The 20479-nt window shown below is 44.4% G+C and carries 16 protein-coding genes and 2 pseudogenes; 8 read left to right on the top strand and 10 right to left on the bottom strand.

Annotation, left to right across the window (positions count from 1 at the left end; all coding sequences use genetic code 11):
- Positions 1-40: 40 nt before the first annotated feature.
- Entirely contained in the window at positions 41-370 is a 330-nt protein-coding gene (locus RIB93_RS06605; RefSeq protein WP_446371456.1) for a hypothetical protein, read from the bottom strand.
- Between the two features lie 65 nt (positions 371-435).
- On the opposite strand from RIB93_RS06605, the gene RIB93_RS06600 reads away from it, so the two are divergent.
- A complete protein-coding gene (locus RIB93_RS06600) occupies positions 436-1062 on the top strand; it encodes a GNAT family N-acetyltransferase (protein ID WP_446371454.1) in 627 nt (208 codons plus the stop codon).
- Between the two features lie 239 nt (positions 1063-1301).
- On the opposite strand, the pseudogene RIB93_RS06595 reads toward RIB93_RS06600, so the two are convergent.
- Positions 1302-1463: pseudogene (locus RIB93_RS06595) on the bottom strand (alpha/beta fold hydrolase); the annotation flags it as partial.
- A 268-nt stretch (positions 1464-1731) separates the two neighbouring features.
- On the opposite strand from RIB93_RS06595, the gene RIB93_RS06590 reads away from it, so the two are divergent.
- Positions 1732-1932: a hypothetical protein gene (locus tag RIB93_RS06590; RefSeq protein ID WP_446371551.1), complete on the top strand. Its 201-nt coding sequence runs from the start codon at positions 1732-1734 to the stop codon at positions 1930-1932.
- 300 nt (positions 1933-2232) lie between these two features.
- Here RIB93_RS06590 and RIB93_RS06585 read toward each other — a convergent pair.
- Positions 2233-2385, bottom strand: a pseudogene (locus RIB93_RS06585) (MerR family transcriptional regulator); the annotation flags it as partial.
- 77 nt (positions 2386-2462) lie between these two features.
- Between RIB93_RS06585 and RIB93_RS06580 the strand changes: the two are divergent.
- The 6 genes from RIB93_RS06580 (at position 2463) to RIB93_RS06555 (ending at position 13644) form a co-directional block, all read left to right on the top strand.
- Complete coding sequence (locus tag RIB93_RS06580; protein WP_446371452.1) at positions 2463-4361, top strand: heavy metal translocating P-type ATPase; 1899 nt, start codon at positions 2463-2465, stop codon at positions 4359-4361.
- A gap of 492 nt (positions 4362-4853) precedes the next feature.
- Entirely contained in the window at positions 4854-6377 is a 1524-nt protein-coding gene (locus RIB93_RS06575) for a carboxypeptidase M32 (protein WP_446371450.1), read from the top strand.
- Positions 6378-6583: 206 nt separating this feature from the next.
- Positions 6584-9004, top strand: a complete 2421-nt coding sequence (locus RIB93_RS06570; RefSeq protein ID WP_446371448.1) for a sucrose synthase — start codon at positions 6584-6586, stop codon at positions 9002-9004.
- Between the two features lie 1097 nt (positions 9005-10101).
- Positions 10102-11535, top strand: a complete 1434-nt coding sequence (locus RIB93_RS06565; RefSeq protein ID WP_446371446.1) for a sensor histidine kinase — start codon at positions 10102-10104, stop codon at positions 11533-11535.
- Positions 11536-11973: 438 nt separating this feature from the next.
- Positions 11974-12717, top strand: coding sequence for a peptidylprolyl isomerase (locus RIB93_RS06560; RefSeq protein ID WP_446371444.1), 744 nt, complete (start codon positions 11974-11976; stop codon positions 12715-12717).
- A 408-nt stretch (positions 12718-13125) separates the two neighbouring features.
- Positions 13126-13644 carry a hypothetical protein gene (locus tag RIB93_RS06555; protein ID WP_446371442.1) on the top strand — a complete coding sequence of 173 codons (519 nt, stop codon included), beginning with the start codon at positions 13126-13128 and terminating at the stop codon, positions 13642-13644.
- Positions 13645-13812: 168 nt separating this feature from the next.
- On the opposite strand, the gene RIB93_RS06550 is transcribed toward RIB93_RS06555, so the two are convergent.
- The 7 genes from RIB93_RS06550 to RIB93_RS06520 all read right to left on the bottom strand — a co-directional run.
- The gene (locus tag RIB93_RS06550; RefSeq protein ID WP_446371440.1) at positions 13813-14205 is read right to left on the bottom strand and encodes a hypothetical protein; all 393 of its coding nucleotides are present in this window, start codon (positions 14203-14205) and stop codon (positions 13813-13815) included.
- A gap of 440 nt (positions 14206-14645) precedes the next feature.
- Positions 14646-14843, bottom strand: a complete 198-nt coding sequence (locus RIB93_RS06545; RefSeq protein ID WP_446371438.1) for a hypothetical protein — start codon at positions 14841-14843, stop codon at positions 14646-14648.
- A 514-nt stretch (positions 14844-15357) separates the two neighbouring features.
- Positions 15358-16110, bottom strand: a complete 753-nt coding sequence (locus RIB93_RS06540; RefSeq protein ID WP_446371436.1) for a peptidylprolyl isomerase — start codon at positions 16108-16110, stop codon at positions 15358-15360.
- Between the two features lie 155 nt (positions 16111-16265).
- On the bottom strand, positions 16266-17270 hold the full coding sequence (locus tag RIB93_RS06535; protein WP_446371434.1) for an aldo/keto reductase: 1005 nt from the start codon (positions 17268-17270) through the stop codon (positions 16266-16268).
- 87 nt (positions 17271-17357) lie between these two features.
- Positions 17358-18449, bottom strand: a complete 1092-nt coding sequence (locus RIB93_RS06530; protein ID WP_446371432.1) for a T3SS effector HopA1 family protein — start codon at positions 18447-18449, stop codon at positions 17358-17360.
- A gap of 34 nt (positions 18450-18483) precedes the next feature.
- Entirely contained in the window at positions 18484-19665 is a 1182-nt protein-coding gene (locus RIB93_RS06525; RefSeq protein WP_446371430.1) for a phosphotransferase family protein, read from the bottom strand.
- A gap of 465 nt (positions 19666-20130) precedes the next feature.
- Positions 20131-20479, bottom strand: a 349-nt coding sequence (locus tag RIB93_RS06520) for a type I secretion C-terminal target domain-containing protein (RefSeq protein WP_446371428.1), incomplete at its 5' end; no start/stop codon positions are given.

The raw sequence follows: 20479 nt of genomic DNA, 5'->3' as shown, positions 1-20479 counted from the left end.
CTAACTGCCTAAAGTTCAATCCGGGTTTGACTGCCATTGCCTAAATGCCAGCAAATCTAATGGACTTTAGGCGAAAACAGGGATTGAGTTCAGGAAGAATGTATTTGTATATACTTAAAAAAAAAGAATCTCCTGATAAATTCTTAAACAAATACGAATTGACCTGAGTTAAAATTACACTGGAAGCAAAATCGACGTAAAATTGGGGTAAGTTGGGTTGTAGAGAATCAGTGATGGGTAAACTCGCGTTGTCTGAACCGACAGCATCGGTATCCTGTACTGCCATTTCCTGAAAATGTGACCTCGACAACAAACAGCAGGAGCAATCCTTAATCATAATCATTCCACCGTAGAATACAGTGTAAGTCATAAACTGCTGCCCCATCGGTCAAATCGCCCAACGTTAATTAATAGTTAAGCAGATTGTGAATTGCGATGGCTGTATCGGTTTCTCAGGCGGCAACATGTCCCAACAGCACTCAAATTCCGGTGTCTTTGAAATCTCCTCCCATAACACCTATTCCGGATACTCTGGTGATCACCTATCTCCAGATGACCGATCCAACCCAATTCCGTCCGGCGTATCTTAACTACCCCGACGGGATAAAAATGATGTGTATGGATACGCCTGATGTTGCCTTCTATCGTTTCCTGTACAGTACCGTAGGCAAACCCTGGCGTTGGCGCGATCGCTTATCCTACTCCGATGAAGAACTGCAAGAAATTCTAATTACACCTAAAACCAGTATTCATGTCCTCTATGTCAATGGTGCGCCCGCCGGATACATTGAGTTGGTCAAGCGTCGAGAGGGACCGTCGGGTCGGTTCTACTCGACGGAAATTGTCTATTTTGGGTTGCGCGAAAACTATCTCGGACGGGGGTTAGGCAAGCATTTACTCAGCCATGGCATTGCTTACGCTTGGAACAAAGGCACACAACGCCTCTGGATTCATACCAGCAATCTAGATAGCCCCTACGCCCTGGATAATTGCATTAAACGGGGTTTTAAAATCTATCGGATTGAGAAAGAACCCATGCCTGAACTTTATCGGGAACCCTAAAGGGGGATGGGGTGATGGGGTGAGCGGGGAGATAGGGTGTATGTCAACTTTGTAGGTTGGGTTGAGGAACGTAGGCGAAGCCTTCTCGAAAGAGTAACCCAACACCCTTGGTTTGCTTGAACATTTTGTGCAAACCTGACATGCTCCCCACCCTATGGTATATCAAGGTTTTGATGCTTCCAAAATGCTTATTCATTATACTGAGAAGGTTCACCAGTGGTGAGGATGAGATTTCGATGCGATCGCACACGTTCAGGATAGCGATGGGCATACAGGAGTCCTAACAATCCGCCTGTGCTGTGTCCGAGAAGATGCAGGGGGCGATCGCCCTCCTTGAGATAGTCATGGAGTAATACCAAGGCGGCGTCTAGAGACGTCGGGATCGCTAATCGAGATTTACAACTGAATGTGCAGGAATAATGTTCTGGCAAGAATGAGCGACACGGATCGGACAAAATTGGCATGGATTGACGACAATCTAAGCAGTACCAATACAGTCCAGTTCGACCGATATGTTGTAGTAACTTTCCCGAACAACGTGGTTTTCCCAGCTAATCACAGCCCCTAGCCAAGGGATGAATGGCTCAGTGTTCACTTGACAGCTCAGTAAAATTGAGGTTAACTAATCTGTGATTAAGAATTAATCGCAATAATCGGGGAGCGGTAGCCATAAAGCAATCCAAACACAACTTTCTGTATCCCCATGTCCGTTATCGCGGAGCCGTCAAGCCGGAGCATCTGGTGCTGAATGCCAATCTGCAAGAGTTTGCCCAGCGTGTCCCTAAACCCGCCCCTACATCTAATTTTTCTGCCCTAAATGCCTTGGCAAATAAATTACGCAAATTTATTTTTTTGTCCAAAGTCCAATGAATAAGTATTAGGGAGCGTTGTAGAGACGTGATGCCAGAAGCGTCTGGGAGCTGGGGGAACATTGTAGAGACGGATGAATCGCCAGATACATTTCACCGATTCATCATAACTGAGTGTTGAAAGTGGAAAAAAGACATGATTTTGAATGAGATTCAGGGGTTCGCGTTCAGGTTGTTCATTCTGAGGATGCCTAATAAATGAGTCATCTTGGATACATCCGTAAAACTGGGAAACAGATGCAGCTTCAACTCCTTTAGATATGCTAGTTTGATAGACAATGACAACCTCGATATCCGTATGTACATCTGCATCGGTATAGAGACGATAGTTAGCCGCAGAACGTTTCGCCTCTGGTAATAACCCCAATTTGTGATAATGCCTGACCATTCTCGGAGTTAAACCATTACCAACCGCTGCGGTGAGTTGTTTGATGGTTAAGTATTGATTTGCCATTTTGCTAGTTTAGCACTTGACCTTGACATTGATGTCAAGGTTTAGGATGAGGCAGTCGGGGACTCATCAATCATGACATGAAAACAATCATCGCAGAACATAGGGATACTTGGGCGGCGGTAGCCTGTGCTGTCTTAGTATGCCTGGGTTGGCTTTTTCTCCAACTTGGCTGGTTAGGATTAGCGTTATTAATCCTCCCAGCCGCTTATGTGATTGGAGGTTACGAGAGTGCGAAAGAAGGACTAACGACTCTGTTGGTCGAAAAGGAACTCGATGTTGATTTATTGATGATCATCGCCGCATTAGGAGCGGCATTTTTAGGCGTTTGGCAGCGAGACTATTTCCTAATTGTTGATGGCGCGGTATTAATTCTTATTTTTGCCATCAGTGGTGCATTAGAAGATTACGCCATGAAACGAACCAGCCGTGCGATTAGCAGCTTGATGGGATTGACACCCGATACAGCACGGGTTATCCTCCAAGGTCAAACCTGTCAGATTCCGATTCAAGACTTAAAAATTGATGACAAACTTTTAGTCAAGCCCGGAGAATTAATCCCAACCGATGCCTTGATTATTGAAGGTGCAAGCAGTCTCAATGAAGCCTCTATCACCGGAGAGTCACTCCCCAGAGAAAAAACAGTGGGAGATGAAGTTTTTGCTGGCACAATTAATGGGGCTGGGGCGTTAATCCTGCGAGTGCATCAACCCCCGGAAAGTAGCTTGATTCAACGGGTTATTCGTTTGGTCAAGCAAGCACAAACGGAAGCCCCGCCATCTCAACTATTCATTGAACGCTTAGAACGCGGTTATGCGAAAGTAATTATAGTTTGTGGTATACTGCTGGCGATTCTTCCCCCTTTTGTTTTCAATTGGGATTGGCAAAGAACGATTTATCAGGCTTTAGTTTTTTTAGTCGTTGCGTCTCCCTGTGCTTTAATGGCGGCAATTATGCCGACGCTGCTATCAGGAATGACGAATGGGGCACGACAGGGTATTTTATTTAAAAGTGGCGCTCAATTGGAGGTAATCGGCAAAATACGAGCGATTGCCTTTGACAAAACGGGAACCCTGACGACTGGAGAATTAAAAGTTATCCAAATTATCAGTCTTGACCGAAACGATGAAGATAAGGTTTTGTTAAAAGCGGCGGCTGTGGAAGCCTATTCCGAACACCCTATTGCCAAGGCAATTGTGCAAGCCGCTATGGATAAATCCTGGACGTTAGCATCGGCTACCAATGTATTGTCTCACACAGGTTTTGGTGTCAGCGGTGATGTTGACGGGGAAGCGATAAAAGTTGGTACAGCTAAATTTATTCAATCCGAGATTGCTCACTTCCCCAAAAATCTAGTAGCAGAAAGTGAACGCTTGAAACAAGACGGTAAAACCATCGTTTGGGTGGCGGCGGCGGGTAAACTCTTGGGAATTATCGCGGTTGCCGATACAGTGCGTCCGGCGGCTGCAACTGTGATAAAAGACTTGAAACAACTGGGCATTGAACAGGTTATTATGCTAAGTGGTGATAGCAAAACTACAGCGAGTTACATCGCCCAGCAGCTAGGAATTGATCATGTTTATGCCGAACTTTTGCCAGAAGATAAAGTTAAGGTGATCAAAAGGCTGAAAAAACACGATCAAACCGTAGCCATGGTTGGTGATGGTATCAATGACGCCCCAGCTTTGGCAACCGCGTCTGTGGGAATTGCCATGGGAACTGCTGGAAGTGATGTGGCTTTGGAAACCGCCGATGTTGTATTAATGGCAGATCGTTTAGAAAAGTTAACGGCTGCGATTCGTTTAGGTCGTCGTGTCACTCAGGTTGTTACCCAAAATATTGGGTTTGCGTTGTGTAGTATTGGTGTGTTATTAGTGGCTAATTTTACGATTGGCATTAGCCTTCCCCTCGGCGTTATTGGACATGAAGGTTCTACCATACTGGTGATTCTGAGTGGTTTACGCTTGCTTAGAAATTAGATGACGATGCGCGACAGAGGGGGGGGTTCACCAACATCAGGGAAGGGTGAGGAGTACCATTGTAGAGACGTTGCATGCAACGTCTGGAACATAAATGATCTGTCCTAACAGCTATAGCGGTTGCTATAACGACTGGACTTTGGACATAAATTCTGTATGCTGTGCTAAGAAATGTTAAGGAGTCTCAAATTCTGACTGTTCCCTGTTCCCTGTTGCCTGTTCAATAGTTAAGGTAGAAAGATAGTTTAGTCACGTTCGACCGGATCAGGGTCAGCCATTTGCTTGGCTCTCAGTCAACGAATGTATCCATTGCCGTTCAGTTACCGTAGTTAAGCACGAGAGTCAGTGTGAGAGCCTAGAGTTCAGCCTAGCTGTTCGTTCCCTGCCAGTTAGGGATGATTCTCCTTTTCGATTGTCAGGTGTACATTTACTAATCTGGGAAACATTTCCAACAATGTCTCCAAGCCAATACTACAGCATCACCCACCGACTATGCAGACTATCGAAAAGACAGAAACCAAACTCCTAGAGCTGAAAACCCGCCTGAGTGAGATTAATGATATCGAAGCCGCCGCGTCTCTGTTGTATTGGGATCAGGCAACCTATATGCCGCCCAAAGGCGCAGCCGCTCGCGGACGACAGTTAGCAACGTTGCAACAAATTTCTCATAGTAAATTTACTGATCCAGCCATGGGTGAGCTTCTAGAGAACTTACGCTCCCTAGAAGCCAGTTTGCCCTACGACTCGGATGAAGCCAGTTTGGTGCGAGTCACCCGTCGCAAATATGAACGGGCGGCGCGGGTTCCCGCCACGTTTATGGCAAAATTTTCTCGCCATCGCACTGATACGTATGGGGCGTGGGTTGCGGCGCGACCAGAAAATAATTTTGCTGCTGTTGAACCCTATCTGGAAAAAACCCTGGAGTTGAGCCGGGAATTGGCGAACTTTTTCCCCGGATATGACCATATTGCTGATCCGTTAATTGATTTTGCCGATTATGGGATGCAAGCTGGCTTTTTGCGATCGCTGTTTGCCCAGTTGCGAGACGAATTGGTGCCGATTGTGGAAGCGATTACCGCCCAACCGATGACGGATGATCGGTGTTTGCATCAGTATTATCCGGCTCAAGATCAGTTAACCTTCACCCTAAAAATCATTGAGCAGTTGGGGTATGACTTCCAACGGGGACGACAAGATCAAACCCATCACCCGTTTATGATTAACTTCTCTACAGAGGATGTGCGAATTACTACTCGCGTCTACGACAATGACTTAGGACAGGCGCTGTTTAGTAGTATTCATGAAATGGGTCATGGGTTGTATGAACAAGGGATTAGCCCAACCTTGGAAGAAACGCCCTTAGCGGGTGGGACTTCAGCAGGTATTCATGAAAGTCAATCCCGGTTATGGGAAAATATCGTCGGGCGCAGTCGCGGCTTTTGGCAATTCTTCTATCCCCAACTCCAAGCCGCGTTTCCCCATCAACTTAAGGATGTTCCCTTAGAGACATTCTACCGAGCCATCAACAAAGTCGTGCGATCGCTGATTCGCACGGATGCAGATGAGGTGACGTACAACCTCCATGTGATGATTCGCTTTGATTTGGAACTGGACTTGCTAGAAGGGAAATTAGCCGTCCGGGATTTACCGGAAGCCTGGAGAGAACGCTATCGGTCTGATTTAGGCATTGTCCCCGACACAGATACGAATGGAGTTCTGCAAGACGTTCACTGGTATACCAGTCAAATTGGCGGCATGTTCCAATGCTATACCCTGGGCAACTTGATGAGCAGCCAAATTTTTGAAGCCGCCTTAGCCGCTCATCCGGAAATCTTAGCTAACATTGAACAAGGACAATTCAGTACCTTGCATAATTGGTTAAGAGAAAACATATACCAACACGGTTGCAAGTACACGGCGGCTGAATTAATCAAGGGCGTCACTGGTGCAGATTTGCACATCGCTCCATTCATCCGTTATATCCGGCAAAAGTACGGGCAACTTTACGACTTGTAAGGATTGCCTGATTTCTCCTGTGTTGCTCAACCGCATAAAACACTCGTGCAGCAAGGTTTTAATTAACTGACCTGCTCAATTACCCCTGTTACCCCGCGCCCGAAAAAAAGTGGTGACTCTCCTGTTACCGCTTTGGAGTAGGGCGTTTTTCCGGGGTCATACCTCTCGACTTGTATCCTTTTTGAATTTCTGCTGGGAACGTTGTAATGCTCTATCTTATCCAGAACGTGCTCGATTGTGAAGAACGCAATGATTTACGCCAATTTGCCAGTCAATTAAAACAGTCAGGACCCCGGTATCTACTGCGAAACGATATTCTGTCTGACTTTAGTAAATACTGCGCTGACCAGGAAAAACCGGACTATTTTTATCATTCCTCGAATCTAGGGCGACTGATTTACTATACTCAGGAAATTATTCTCGACGAGGAAAGTCTCTACCTGATTATCCGCCCCAAGATTGCCGAACAAGAAGCGTTTCAAGTTCTAGAAGACTTAACCGTTGAGCCGATCACGATTCAAAAACTGCTCGATGTGCGCGATCGCTTCGTCAACCATTATCGTCCCAATGAAGGGGATGTCCTGGAACTGGATTTTAAGCCATTCTATGATTATAGTCCAATTATTCGGGACTCGAAAAACATTGGCAAGGGGGTTCAGTTCCTAAATCGCTTCCTGTCTAGTAAACTATTTCAAGATCCGCGCCAATGGCAGGAATCGCTATTTAATTTCCTCAGTCTTCATGAAGTACAGGGGACTCAACTGCTAATTAACGGACGGATTAAAAGTCAACAGCAGCTTTCTGATCAGGTGAAATTAGCCCTGGGCTTTGTTAGCGATCGCGCCGAGGATGAACCTTATGAAAGTTTTCGTTTCAAGCTGCAAGACATGGGGTTTGAAGCGGGTTGGGGGAATACCGCGAATCGAGTCCGAGAAACCCTAGAAATCCTCGATGAACTGATTGATTCTCCGGATCACCAGGGATTAGAAAAATTTCTGTCCCGCATCCCGATGATTTTTCGGATTGTCTTAGTTTCAATTCATGGCTGGTTTGGACAAGAAGGCGTTTTAGGGCGTCCTGATACCGGAGGTCAAGTGGTTTATGTGCTAGATCAAGCCCGGAGTTTAGAAAAGCAGCTACAAGAAGATATTAAACTGGCTGGGTTAGAGTTACTCAAGGTTAACCCAAAAGTTATTATCTTATCCCGGTTAATTCCTAACAATGATGGTACGCGCTGTAACGAACGTCTAGAAAAAGTTCATGGCACCGATAATGCTTGGATATTGCGCGTTCCCTTGCGAGAATTTAATCCAAACTATACCCAGAACTGGATTTCTCGGTTTGAGATTTGGCCCTATCTGGAAACCTATGCGATTGATGCGGAAAAAGAACTCCGGGCAGAATTTCAAGGGGTTCCTGATTTCATTGTTGGCAACTATTCAGATGGTAACTTGGTGGCATTTCTCCTATCCCGCCGCATGGATGTGACCCAGTGTATTGTCGCTCACGCCTTGGAAAAGTCTAAATACCTATTCAGTAATCTCTACTGGCAGGAATTAGAAGACCAATATCATTTCTCGATCCAATTTACGGCTGACTTGATTGCCATGAATGCGGCAAACTTTATTATCAGCAGTACGTATCAAGAAATTGTCGGTAAGCCGGATAGTGTGGGTCAGTATGAATCTTACCAGAATTTCACGATGCCGGATTTGTATCATGTGGTGAATGGAATTGAGTTATTTTCACCTAAGTTTAATGTGGTGCCACCAGGAGTGAATGAACAGGTTTACTTCCCCTATACCCGTAGTGATGATCGGGTTCCTCGCGATTGTGAACGGTTAGAGGAGTTACTTTTTACTCTAGATGATCCGACTCAAGTTTATGGCAAGTTAGATGATCCGACAAAGCGTCCTCTCTTCTCTATAGCGCGTCTTGACCGGATTAAAAATCTCACCGGGTTAACTGAATGTTTTGGTAAGAGTAAAGCGTTACAAGAGCAGTGTAACCTGATTTTAGTCGCTGGGAAATTACGCACGGAAGATTCGACGGATAACGAGGAAAAGGATGAAATTGTTAAACTCTATCGCCTCATTGATGAATACAATTTACACGGTAAAATTCGCTGGTTAGGCGTGCGCTTACCCAAGCGGGATTCAGGAGAAATCTATCGCGTGATTGCGGATCACCGAGGGATTTTTGTTCAACCTGCGCTGTTTGAAGCCTTTGGTTTGACGATTTTAGAAGCGATGATTTCTGGTCTACCTACCTTTGGTACGCAGTTTGGTGGTCCGTTGGAGATTATTCAGGATAAGGTGAATGGGTTCTTAATTAACCCCACGAATCTGGAAGAAACTGCCCAGAATATTTTGGAGTTTCTGTCTAAATGTGAACAAAATCCTGATTATTGGTTGGAGATTTCCAATCGGGGAATGGAACGGGTGTACAGTACCTATACCTGGAAGATCCACACCAGCCGCCTGTTATCCTTGGCGCGGATTTATGGCTTTTGGAATTACACCTCGAAAGAAAAACGGGAGGATTTGTTGCGGTATATTGAGTCATTGTTCTATCTCATTTACAAGCCTCGCGCCCAACAGTTGTTAGAAGAACATATGAAGCGTTGATCGTTTGGTGATAATCGACAGATAAGCGTTAATGTAGGGGCGGGTTTAGGAACAGAATTAACAGCGAAACCGATAATAGTTCGACCCCAACCCGCCCTGTCTCATCCTATCACCTTTATCCCTAATCTACCGGATGTCTTTAGCGTGCGATCGCGGCGTAAAATTAGGTAGGTTGGTTTATCCGGTTGAGGATTAATTTTAGGTGATGAATAGGGCGGGTTTTGTTGTTGGGTTTGAGGTAGTTTTCCGAATTGAATCCCTAAACCCGCCCCTACCGATGTGGAATGTTAATATTGGCAAGGCGAAGCGGTGTAAAATTAGGTAGGTTGGTTTATCCGGTTGAGGATTAATTTGAGGTAGGGGATAGGGCGGGTTTTGTTGTTGGGTTGAAGGTAGGTTTCTGGATTGAATCCCTAAACCCGCCCCTACCGATGTGGAATGTTAATATTGGCAAGGCGAAGCGGCGTAAAATTAGGTAGGTTGGTTTATCGGGTTGAGGATTAATTTTAGGTAGGGGATAGGGCGGGTTTCGTTGTTGGGTTTGAGGTAGGTTTCCGGATTGAATCCCTAAACCCGCCCCTACCGATGTGGAATGTTAATATTGGCAAGGCGAAGCGGCGTAAAATTAGGTAGGTTGGTTTATCCGGTTGAGGATTAATTTTAGGTAGGGGATAGGGCGGGTTTTGTTGTTGGGTTTGAGGTATTTTTCCGAATTGAATCCCTAAACCCGCCCCTACCGATGTGGAATGTTAATATTGGCAAGGCGGCAGCGCGATCGCACTCTAATGTAATCCGAATGGTACTAAATCAAGGCTTGTGGACATTGCCCACTCTACAGTATAGCTACAGTCTAGCAGTTACCTTGGTCGGTTAGGAGATTCTTTACTGTTCCCCGTTCCCCGTTCCCCGTTCCCTGTTCCCCAAGATAACGAATCAAACTCATCTATCTATCAGGAAAAAATCATCTTTATTTAATGATCATCGGATTAAGTGAAAGTAAACCCAGTTTACCCGATGCATCCCTTTTGAATAGAAATAGCCAAACCTAAACTCTAAAATGGGATGTATTTAACAATGATAGATCGATCAACACTCCGATGAAATTTACCAGCCGTCTGCTCAAATTCTTATGTAAAGCCCTACCCAAATTTGACCCTTTTTCACTACAGGTGCGATTAACTGTAGGCATCGCCGCCGTATCGATTACAGGATTAAGTGCTGTTGCTATATGGACGAGTTGGTACATGCAGCAAATCCTGATTAAATCCCAAAAACATAATATTCAGTATCTTGCCGATCGCTTCCCTGATGATCTAGAACTTTATCGTGAGATGATGTCCATAGAAACAGGGATGCAAAAGGCAATTGAAAACTTAACTATGGGGGATACGCTGTTATGGGTGCGTCGTTCTGATGGCTCAATTCCAGCTAAATCCTCAGCCTTACAGCTTCATCCCACCAATCAGTTATTATCGTCAAAAATACCCCTAATCCCTAAATTGTATCGGGTTAACGGACGCTATTGGATCGCTTGTGGTACTCCCTTACAGGTGCAGGGTGAACGGCTGGGTAAGATTTATGTGGCAAAGGATATTACCAGCGAACAAACCATGTTTTTGAGTTTGATTCGCACGTTAGGGATTGCCAGTTTGCTCTCCATTACCGTTATGATTGTGGTCATTTCCTTTTATATTAAGCGATCACTACAACCGTTATGTCAGATGAGTCAACTCACCCAAACCATTTCCGCTGACGATTTAGGACAAGCGCGGCTGCATCTGGATAAAGCGCCGAGTGAGGTAAGAGAATTAGCGCAAACCTTTGATAGTATGTTAAACCGCCTGTTTGAGGCGTGGGAACAACAGCGGCAATTTGTGAGTAATGTGTCCCATGAATTGCGAACGCCGTTGACGATTGTTTCTGGATATCTGCAAAGCACATTACGGCGCGGAAAAAACTTAACGCCACCTCAGCAGGAAGCCTTGGGAATTGCCGCCTCAGAAGCGGATCGAACGGTTCAATTGTTACAAGATTTATTAGATTTGGCACGGGTTGATCATGGCAGAATGCATTTTCATTTAGAACTATTTGTGCTTAATGATTTGGTCACCGAAGTTGTAGAAATGGCGGTACAATATAGTAATCGAGTGATTAATGGTGATACAACTAGGGAAGTTATTGAAGTTTTAGCCGATCGCGATCGCCTGAAACAAGTGTTGCTAAATTTAATTGACAATGCGGTAAAATATTCTGACCCAGATCAACCTGTAACCGTTAAATTAGACCAACAGGGGGAACAGGTAAGGCTTCAGGTGTGCGATCGCGGACAAGGGATTCCCTTAGCGCAGCAATCCCGCATTTTTGAGAGATTCTATCGCGGCGACGAAAATCGCGCCCGTTCCCCAGGGGGTACGGGTTTAGGCTTATCGATCGTGAAAACCCTAGTAGAAGGAATGGGGGGTCAAGTTAGCGTGCGATCGCAACTGAGTCAAGGGAGTGTGTTTACGGTATTATTGCCTGCACCAAGTTAGAAATAGCCTCTCAGCTAAAACAAGAAAAATTGTTATCACATAGTTACGTAGGGTGGGTTAGGCGGGACTTAAATTCAGGCGATAATGATTAATGAACTATCCGCCGTAACCCACCGATAAGCTGTCATGCATTTAAATTGGGAATGGGTAGCGAGCAAGATGCTCAATGTAGCGAGCAAGATGCTCAATGTAGCGAGCAAGATGCTCGCACTACGGCAAGGATTTCGCCCTTATTGATATTAAGGTTTAAATGCTGAACAGCTTATCGTACAGGAGAAACACAATGATACCTTGCTTATTGTCAAACGGCGGAATAGTAAGCCCCCCTTTTGAAGGGGGGTTTGGGGGGATCTCCGGATGTTCAATACAGGCTTCCAAGTCGTATTAACTCCCCAGCAATTTTCATCCAGAAAACTCTAATTATTTAGGAGAAAAATCATGTCACAATCCATCACAATTACCAACCAAGACATCCTGCATCACCTCAAACTCGCTTGTCAGATTCCCACCATTATCGAAGGAATCATTACCCGCAAAATTATTAACTCAGCCGCGACTGAAGCCAGTATCCAGGTTGAAATCGCCGAATTACAACAAGCAGCAGATCAAATGCGGTTCATGAATAAACTGCTCAATGCAGATGACACCTGGGCGTGGCTGCAAAAATTTGCCCTTTCTTTGGATGATTTTGAAGAAATGGTTTATATCAATGTCCTTTCCGGGAAATTAGCCCAACATTTGTTTGGCGATAAAGTGGAACCCTGGTTTTATGAACATCAGTTAGACTATGCAGGGGCGGTAATGTATGAAGTGGTTTTGGATGATGAAGATTTAGCCCTAGAGTTATTTTATGAACTTCAGGAAGCAGAAACCAGTTTTGCACAGATTGCTCAGGAGTATATTCAGGAGGAAGAATTACGGCGCAAGGGAGGATATTTAGGATTGGTTAAACGCCAGCAAATGAAACCAGAGATTTCGGCGAAAGTGTTTGCGGCGACGCCAGGGGAGGTTGTGAAGCCAATTGTCACATCTAAGGGGGTACATTTGATTAAAGTGGAGGAGATTATTCAGCCGGAGTTGGATGACAAGCTGCGTTATCAGATTCTTTCAGAGTTGTTTGAGGGGTGGCTGAAGCGGCAGGTTGAGGAGGTGGAGGTGGTGACGAATATGGGCGAATCATAGGCGTTTTTATTTTAGGTGTAATGTAGGGGCACGACAGTGTCGTGCCCTTACCTCTTGTTATCTATTGGTATCCGGAAAACAACCACAACATCGGTATAAAATATTCTACGTTTATAGGGCGCAAGCCTTGCGCCCCTACGGGTTACCACTAATTCTGCGCGGGTTTCAAAGTAGGTATAAACATCCACAAAATATAGTATTTAGGTATGAGTTTAATTGTATTAATTTACGCCTAGCCTCTATCTGTAGGGTGCGTTACGCTTCGCTAACGCACCATTGGCACTGTTTTAACAAGTTTAAACCTTAGCCGATAGATGATGAGGGTACAATGTCAATAGAGTTTTTTCAGCGTGATCGAGGTGAAAATCCCAAAGGAATCGTTGCTATTAATTTACGAAGGTGGGAACCATGATTAAGAATGAACACGAGTATCAGGTAACAAAAAAATGGGCAGATAAATTTGCGCGATCAATCCTAACCGTGCGTCAAAAGGAAGAAAAGAAACAGAATGACCCCGATGGATGGCAACTCCTCCAAGATTCATACCACAGTCAGCTAAAGACTCTTCAGGATGAACTTGCCGAATATGAAACCCTAATCTCCCATGATCCGAATCAGCCAGTCATTCTTAATCTTGATGACATCAACAAACTATCAACGCTTTTAATTAAAGCCAGGATTGCTTTTAAACTGACACAAAAGGAACTGGCATATTTGTGCGATCGCACGGAAGACCAAATCAAAGCTTATGAAGAGGAAAACTATAACAATGCTACCTTTCTGGATTTCCTAGCCGTCATTGATGCTTTAGGGATTCAGTTGCAATCAGGTAGGTTTTGCGCCGCATTAGATGAGTTTTACAAAGAGCGTTTGGCTGTCGCTCGACAGTCTGACAGTTTCGGCGATCAAATTCCTACCTCTTCATAATAATTGCATCTGATTTGATAACCCTATTTTCCTTTACCATTGTAGAAACGTAGCATGCTACGTCTCTACAAATTGGGGCGTGTTGATTACCAGCAACCTTGACGCTTACCGTGAAGGTAATGCAAATGCTAGTGCAGCTTATTAACCTATAAAAAATCTATTTACTATTTAATTAGTATCTAATAAATTTATCTCATTTTCTGATATTCTCAACCTTAAAAAAGATGCAACTTGAGATGCGATATACCTATCATTCCGAGATATATATAGCCAGACTTGTCCTTGATCATGCTTCGGAATATAACTAAGTAATTTCAACCTCTGTACTCTGACAACTAATGCTGTTCTTAACCAGCTTTTATTGAGTGTCACTGACTCAATGTATTGAATGGGAATTATCACCTCTTTTATTCCAGATTTAAGAACGCCAAAGAGATTATCTTTAATCTCAAACTCTAAGGTTAAGGCATTTTCATCAACTCGCAGGATTCCTTGGGCTTTTGCAAAGCCTTCATACACATTGGCAAATGAGAAGGGGAGGCTAATAGACGGTAGTGTCATTTTATGGACTATTTAAAATGGCTTCATAATTATTATAAACATTATTGCTTGCTCGAACTATGCCCATAAATAAAATGCCTGCCTCGAAAACAAGTCAAAGGCAGGCGCAGACTGAACAAATCTAGATTTGATTAACTCCTATGTTTAGGAGGAAGTCATTAAAAAATTTAGGCAAGAGTTGGCTTACTTACAACCCCACCAACTTTGGTTAGCACCGTAGATTGTAAGAGCAGTGCCAACTACAAAGCTACAAACAGGAGAGGAACCGCCGTGCGTCATAGTCAGCTCATCATTCGTTAGCTCATTGAGATAGCTTTCGGAATCCCCAAATAATTCGGAACCCGTAGGACGCAGGTTAGAGATTTGAATCGTAGCCATTGGTTAATTTTCCTCCAATTCAGTTTATTCTTGATTAAAGTCAAAACTATTTTGTCAAGTTATTAGAAATGACGCTCCCACCATCGACCAAGTTGAAATGCTGAATATGCTACTGATACTGAAACCGCAATACAGGCAGGAGTAGATCCCCCTTGTATCATGTTCAACTGTTCTCCATTCAACTCATTAAGATAAGTTTCTGAATCGTTGAAAAATTCGGAACCAACCGGATTGAGATTGCTGATTTTGATTGTAGCCATTGATAGTTCTCCGTTAAACTGCGAACTCGTTTTCGTTTACATTAATAATTTAATAGATTTACCTCATCAGAGCAAGTGATTTTTGACTAAAAAAAAGACATATAAATAAATGTATATTCTCTATTGTATATATCCCAGAATACATCCTTTAGCATTTTCATGAGTAAATTTATAATTTAGTTTGACGAATAAGTTACACTCAAGTAAAAAGAGTAAATATTTTGTCTTAAATTATAGACTCTCTCAGATGAGATACGTGGCTAGGGGCGCAAGCCTTACGCCCCTACAGTTGAATGTACTATCAGCGATTTAGAACCGCTATATTAGAATAGAAACACTATATATAAAATTTACTAGACTCTATCTACCAACAAAAAACCTGCCCCTAACAATTTAGAGACAGGCTTTCAACCTAATCCAATACCGATTCAAGTCGGAAAGACAACTGTGTCTGAATCCTTACAAAACTGCCTCCAATTGAATTTGAGGCAGAATTGACACCTACTTGATGTTTTTATTTAGCCAATGCGTTAGACTGATATCCCGCTTGTAACCAACCCTGAAACAGAGACTCCAACATCTGTTCCCTGACTTCAGCCAACTCAGCCGGAAACCACTTATCAACTCGAAGAATGTGATACCCTAACTTCGTTTGAACCGGATCAATCACCTCACCCTCTACAGCCTCAGAGACAGCCTGGGCAATCTCTGGTAGCAATTCTGCCAAAAATCGCACTCCGACAAAACCGCCATTTTCCTTTGACTGCTTCCCCTTCGAGTGTTCTAACGCTAAGACACAAAATGACACCTTCCCCTCACGAAGCGCCTGGGTAATTTTCACCGCCTCTGTCAAATCCCGTACCAGAATTTGAGACAGCGCCACCCGTTTATAATTATCGCGATCGCTCATATAATGACTATCAACCTTTTCACCAAACAGATGTTCTCTCAATTTCTGCCTCAGCAGCGATATCCGCACTCCCTGAGACCAATCTTCTACAGAAATGCGCTGTTGTGCTAACCAGGCTAAGGTTTCCGATGTTCCCAGCAGTTTGTTCTCCTGGCGAAATGCATCTCCTGCGGCTTGTAACTCCTCCTCAGATACCGTAATCCCTAATTGCTGACAAACCGCCACAATTAACGCATTCTGTTCCGCCGCTGCTGCAATTTGCGCGATTTGGTAAGAATGGCGTAAATAGGCAAGAATGTCTTGATCCGTTGCTGGGGTAACTTCGGGTAAGGTGAATTGTTCTAGTGTTTCTGGCATGATTTTCCTCGGTAATGACAATGTTTAATTCCGTTTTTGACCAAGGGCGGGTTTTGTTGAGAGGTTATCGGAAAATCACCCCATTAAACGGCTAAACCCGCCCCTACAATTGACCCTGAACAGACGTTCTGACGGAACGTTTCTACTGGGTAAACTTAATCTCGATAAATCAAGCGTTCTGGTGAGATATCGGAAACAGAAAGCCGATGGCGATGTAAATCCCCATAAAGATTGAGATAATCAATTTCTTTCGGGGTTAACTTTCCCTTTTGCACACCGGATATCGCCGCATCAATTTCCTCCCGACACCGCAATCCGGTCAAACAAACATCAACACAGTTCTGACTCAACGAATACCGATATAAATCGGGTACAGACGGTTGCCAACATCCTTCCGGTAACCCCGCAGGCGCATCCCAAAGCGCACCAGAATGAGACCCGGTAGACTTAAAGGTAACAATCCCAGGACGATTACAATCTCGAATATCTAAGCGATTAAACACCTGATTTTGGGCAGAACGGTGTGCCAGATTATGTCTCACCATGACCACATCTAATAAGGGACTCGTTGACCACTGTTGCGCCAGGTTCATATCGTGGAAGGATGCACCAATATACCGCACCGCCCCCATTTTCTTCAGCCGTTCCGATGTGCCGAAAAATCGTTCAATCGTGCGCTGATAAACGGAATTTTTACCGCGTAAATCAGGGGAAAGCTGCAAGCAATCCTTAAACGATTGCCCATCATTCGCACCAATCCATCCCCAAAACAATACATCGATATAGTCAATTTTTAGTTCCACAAACTGATCCAATAAAGCCGCCAGTGCGACTTCGGGATTCTTGATATAGGTTACTGTTGCCAGTACGACGTTCTCCCGCACCGATGATTTGCGACTACATAATTGACGCAGGGCATCCGCCATGGAACTATAAATATGGTGGTGTAAGTCGCTGGAATAGAAAAAGTAGTTAATTCCTTGGTCAAAGGCGTATAGTGTATCCTGACTCGAAATTCCACCACCCCCGCCTAATCCTAAACAACTAACGGTTAAATCAGTCCGTCCTAATTGGCGGTAAAATGAAAAGTCAGATTCGGGAAAATCAGGGATTTTAACGGCGGGTTTGATAACTGAGGGAGCAATTTCTGTTATTTGCATGATGGTAAGGGGAATGGCGCGAGTTTGTCGTAAGCTTGTAGTAAGCTTGTAGTAAGCGCTTTAGCGCTTATGGCACTAAAGTGCCTACTACGAACCCAGTAAAGGTGTATAATTATCGTCAGAATTGGCATTGAGATAGGCACGGTTTATGTCAATCCCAAACAGGTAAAACTGTTGGAGAATTGCCTGCATTCGCCCGTCTGGTGAGTTATCACCGTTTTGCCAAGCTTCTAGTAACCCATTGGCAATCAGTTGACAACGGTTCATGCCAAAACTTTCTTGTGTGCCAAACTTGGTATCGGGTTCTTCGGCTAACCCTAATCCGGGGGCGAGTACCTTGGTAAAGAGGGGAACTTCTGGTTTAAAATGGGCTTGATTTTCCGCATAGATAACCTGAAGCAGTTGGCGAACCGTGGGGTAATTGGGTTTATCGAAGTAGAAAACCCCGGAATCATAACGTCCGTAGTCGGCGGGGTTATACAGGATTTTAAAGGTAAAGGGTAGGTTAATCGCGTTAAACTTCTGAGTTAGGCTATCCATGACAGAAAACGCCCCGTCTGGGGTGAGGTTAAAGTAAATTCGCACGGTTTCTGAGGGATGATCTAAGGTGGGTTCAGCTTGGGTTCCGGCGTTACTTACTGCCATGTAAAAGCCGTTTTGGATCAGGTTTTTGGGCATCCGAATCGCTACGGTATCCCCAATAGCTGCGGCTTGGTTGGGGTGGAGATGGCGTTGGGGTTCAATGTGCAGCTTTAAACTGCCTTTGCTGACGACAATTGTGTTATCGGCTTCCTGTTTGAGAACGAACCAACCGGGGTCAAAGTAACCGATTCCTTGATTGTGATCGTGTAATTGTTGATAGAAGTTTAAGTCTAATCCTAAAAGGGTATTGTTTTCTAGGTCGAGGGGTAAGGCTGAGTTATCGGTATTCAGGGCGAGGCTATTTTCTAGGGATTGATTGTAGTAGATTCCGTAGAGAAAGCCACGCAGTTGCAGACTCCAGTAGCGTTGTTGGATGTCTGAGGGCATTTTCTGGAGACGGTTAATTATTTCTTGGGGGAGTTCAAAGGGTTTGTAGTTGGGATGATGGATGGAAAAGTTGGCTTTGAGTTCTATGGTGTTGGCGATGTCTTGTAAGGTGTCGAGGAGGGAATGGGTGGGGATGTTTAGGAGTTGCATGATTTTATTTTTTTAACGCAGAGGAACGCAGAGGTTAACGCAGAGGGGCGCAGAGGGTTTCGGGGGAGTTGGGGGAGGGGTTTGGGGGGATTAGATCGGGTGTTGTGGTGCCAAATAGGGTGGGAATGGATTGTTGGGGACGACAGAGTAGGGTTTTGGCGACTTGTAGCATGGCGATTCCTGAGTTGCTAAAGGATTTTTGGTATTGAATTGTTGCTTGAATTTGTTGAATTAAGGCTAAACCGGCAAATTGGATGATTTGGAGTAAGAGGGTGGGGCGGTGTGTTAAGATTTCGGGGAAGCTGTGGAAATAGGCTTGGGTTAAGCTGGCAATTGAGGGTTGCAGTTGGTCGAGGGGAGTTGTGGCTAACCGCAGGGATTCTTCGAGACTCAGGGCGTTGCTGATGACTAAACTATTCAGCCAAATTTGGATATAGCTAGCGATGAGAGTTCCTACGTCAAAGGCTGGATCTCCCCAATGAGAACGTTCCCAGTCAATCAATCGTACTCTGCGATCGCGCGATTGTTCCCAGTGGTTAGACAGCAGGATATTATTGAGTTTTAGGTCATTGTGGGTGAGACAACTGGGGGTGAAGGTTTTGCCAAGTTCTGCGATCGCGTTTCCTAAACTGTCGTATCGTTGATAGAGGGCAAAGAATTTGAGTCCATCGACGGGAACCAGCCCAAAGATGTCTGGGGTGATTCGTTCTAATCCGCCAATCAGGTTGGGTACGGTTTCGGGGAGAGTGTGAGGCGGTTGTGAGAAAAACTGCCGATAGTCGTCTCGGTTAAAGGTGGTGCGATGAATGGTTGCTAGAGTGGTACCAATAGACGCCGCGATCGCACTCGGGAAGATTGTCTCTTCGGCGTAGAATTCCATTAAGTCGCGGTATTCGTCTAAGTAACGGAATATGATGATTGATTCCCCCGGATCAAAGTGCAGTACCTGGGGTAGATAGGGGTGAAGGGTAGCAAGTTCAGGAAAGTGCTGTACAAACTCTTGAATCCGCCATTCTTGACTAAATTCTCCGGCTGTTTTCCCGTCTTGATTATACCGTTCTTGCTTAACTAGGAGTTTTTCACCGTCGGGTAAGGTGACTAAGAGGTTAAAGTTTTTCGCCGCAACGGGTTTAATAATGAGCTGATTTTGGTTTTCCGGTGGACATAGCCCCAGGCGGATTAAATAATTGGGCAGGTTAATTGAGCTTAATTGCATCGTTGATTAGGTCTGACTTCATTAGTTCAGGGGTTGTCTTAGGTTTCATTTTATTTTCAATTCGGGGTTTGTTCAGTATTGGCGGATGAATTAATTGGCGTAAAATATAAAATTTTGTCTTCTCCCAGAATCCAGAGATATCACCACAAATCCATCAATAGGGCAGGAACGCCAACCTGTGAAGCATTTGCCAGAGTTGCCTTTGGGGATGCCATACGTTCGTTAAGTTTAAAAATTATGTCTGATTAACTGCTGCGTTATCGGCAATAGAATTAACACTTGACTTTTGCTAGAATTTTAGATAGTTTTATACCATGGGAAAATATGCCGTACTATAACCCCCAATTCCCCTTAATCCGTAGGGTGGGTTAGGCAGTAATTAATTTAGGAAACAAACCATTTAATTACATATCTGCCGTAACCCACCGAGTTATCCTTTCCTACAGATGAACCAACGAGGATACCTTAGAAAACGAAATTACTCGCCGCACTTAAGTCAGCCGCCGCTACATTTTCCACGAGGATAAAGGGACGGAAAATGCCTTGACCATCAGCACCGTCGGCATCAAGTTTGACAATACTGCCAGAACTTATTGACTCGATTTCGACAAAACCGTCATCAATAGCATCATTACCTTCGTAACCGAAGCTGTCGAGAACGTCTGTGAGAATAATTTGATCGCTACCGATTTCAAAGTCAGTAATGATATCACCCACATCGCGGATACTTTGGTAAACAAATTGGTCATCACCGCCACCACCTGTGAGGCTATCACCACCAAAGCCACCGATTATTTTGTCGTTTTCTGATGCA

Source organism: Coleofasciculus sp. D1-CHI-01 (assembly GCF_040218875.1).
In the GTDB taxonomy this organism is placed as follows: Bacteria; Cyanobacteriota; Cyanobacteriia; order Cyanobacteriales; family Coleofasciculaceae; genus Coleofasciculus.
Note: the sequence above shows the minus strand (reverse complement) of the source record. Positions and strands in the feature narration are given on the sequence as shown.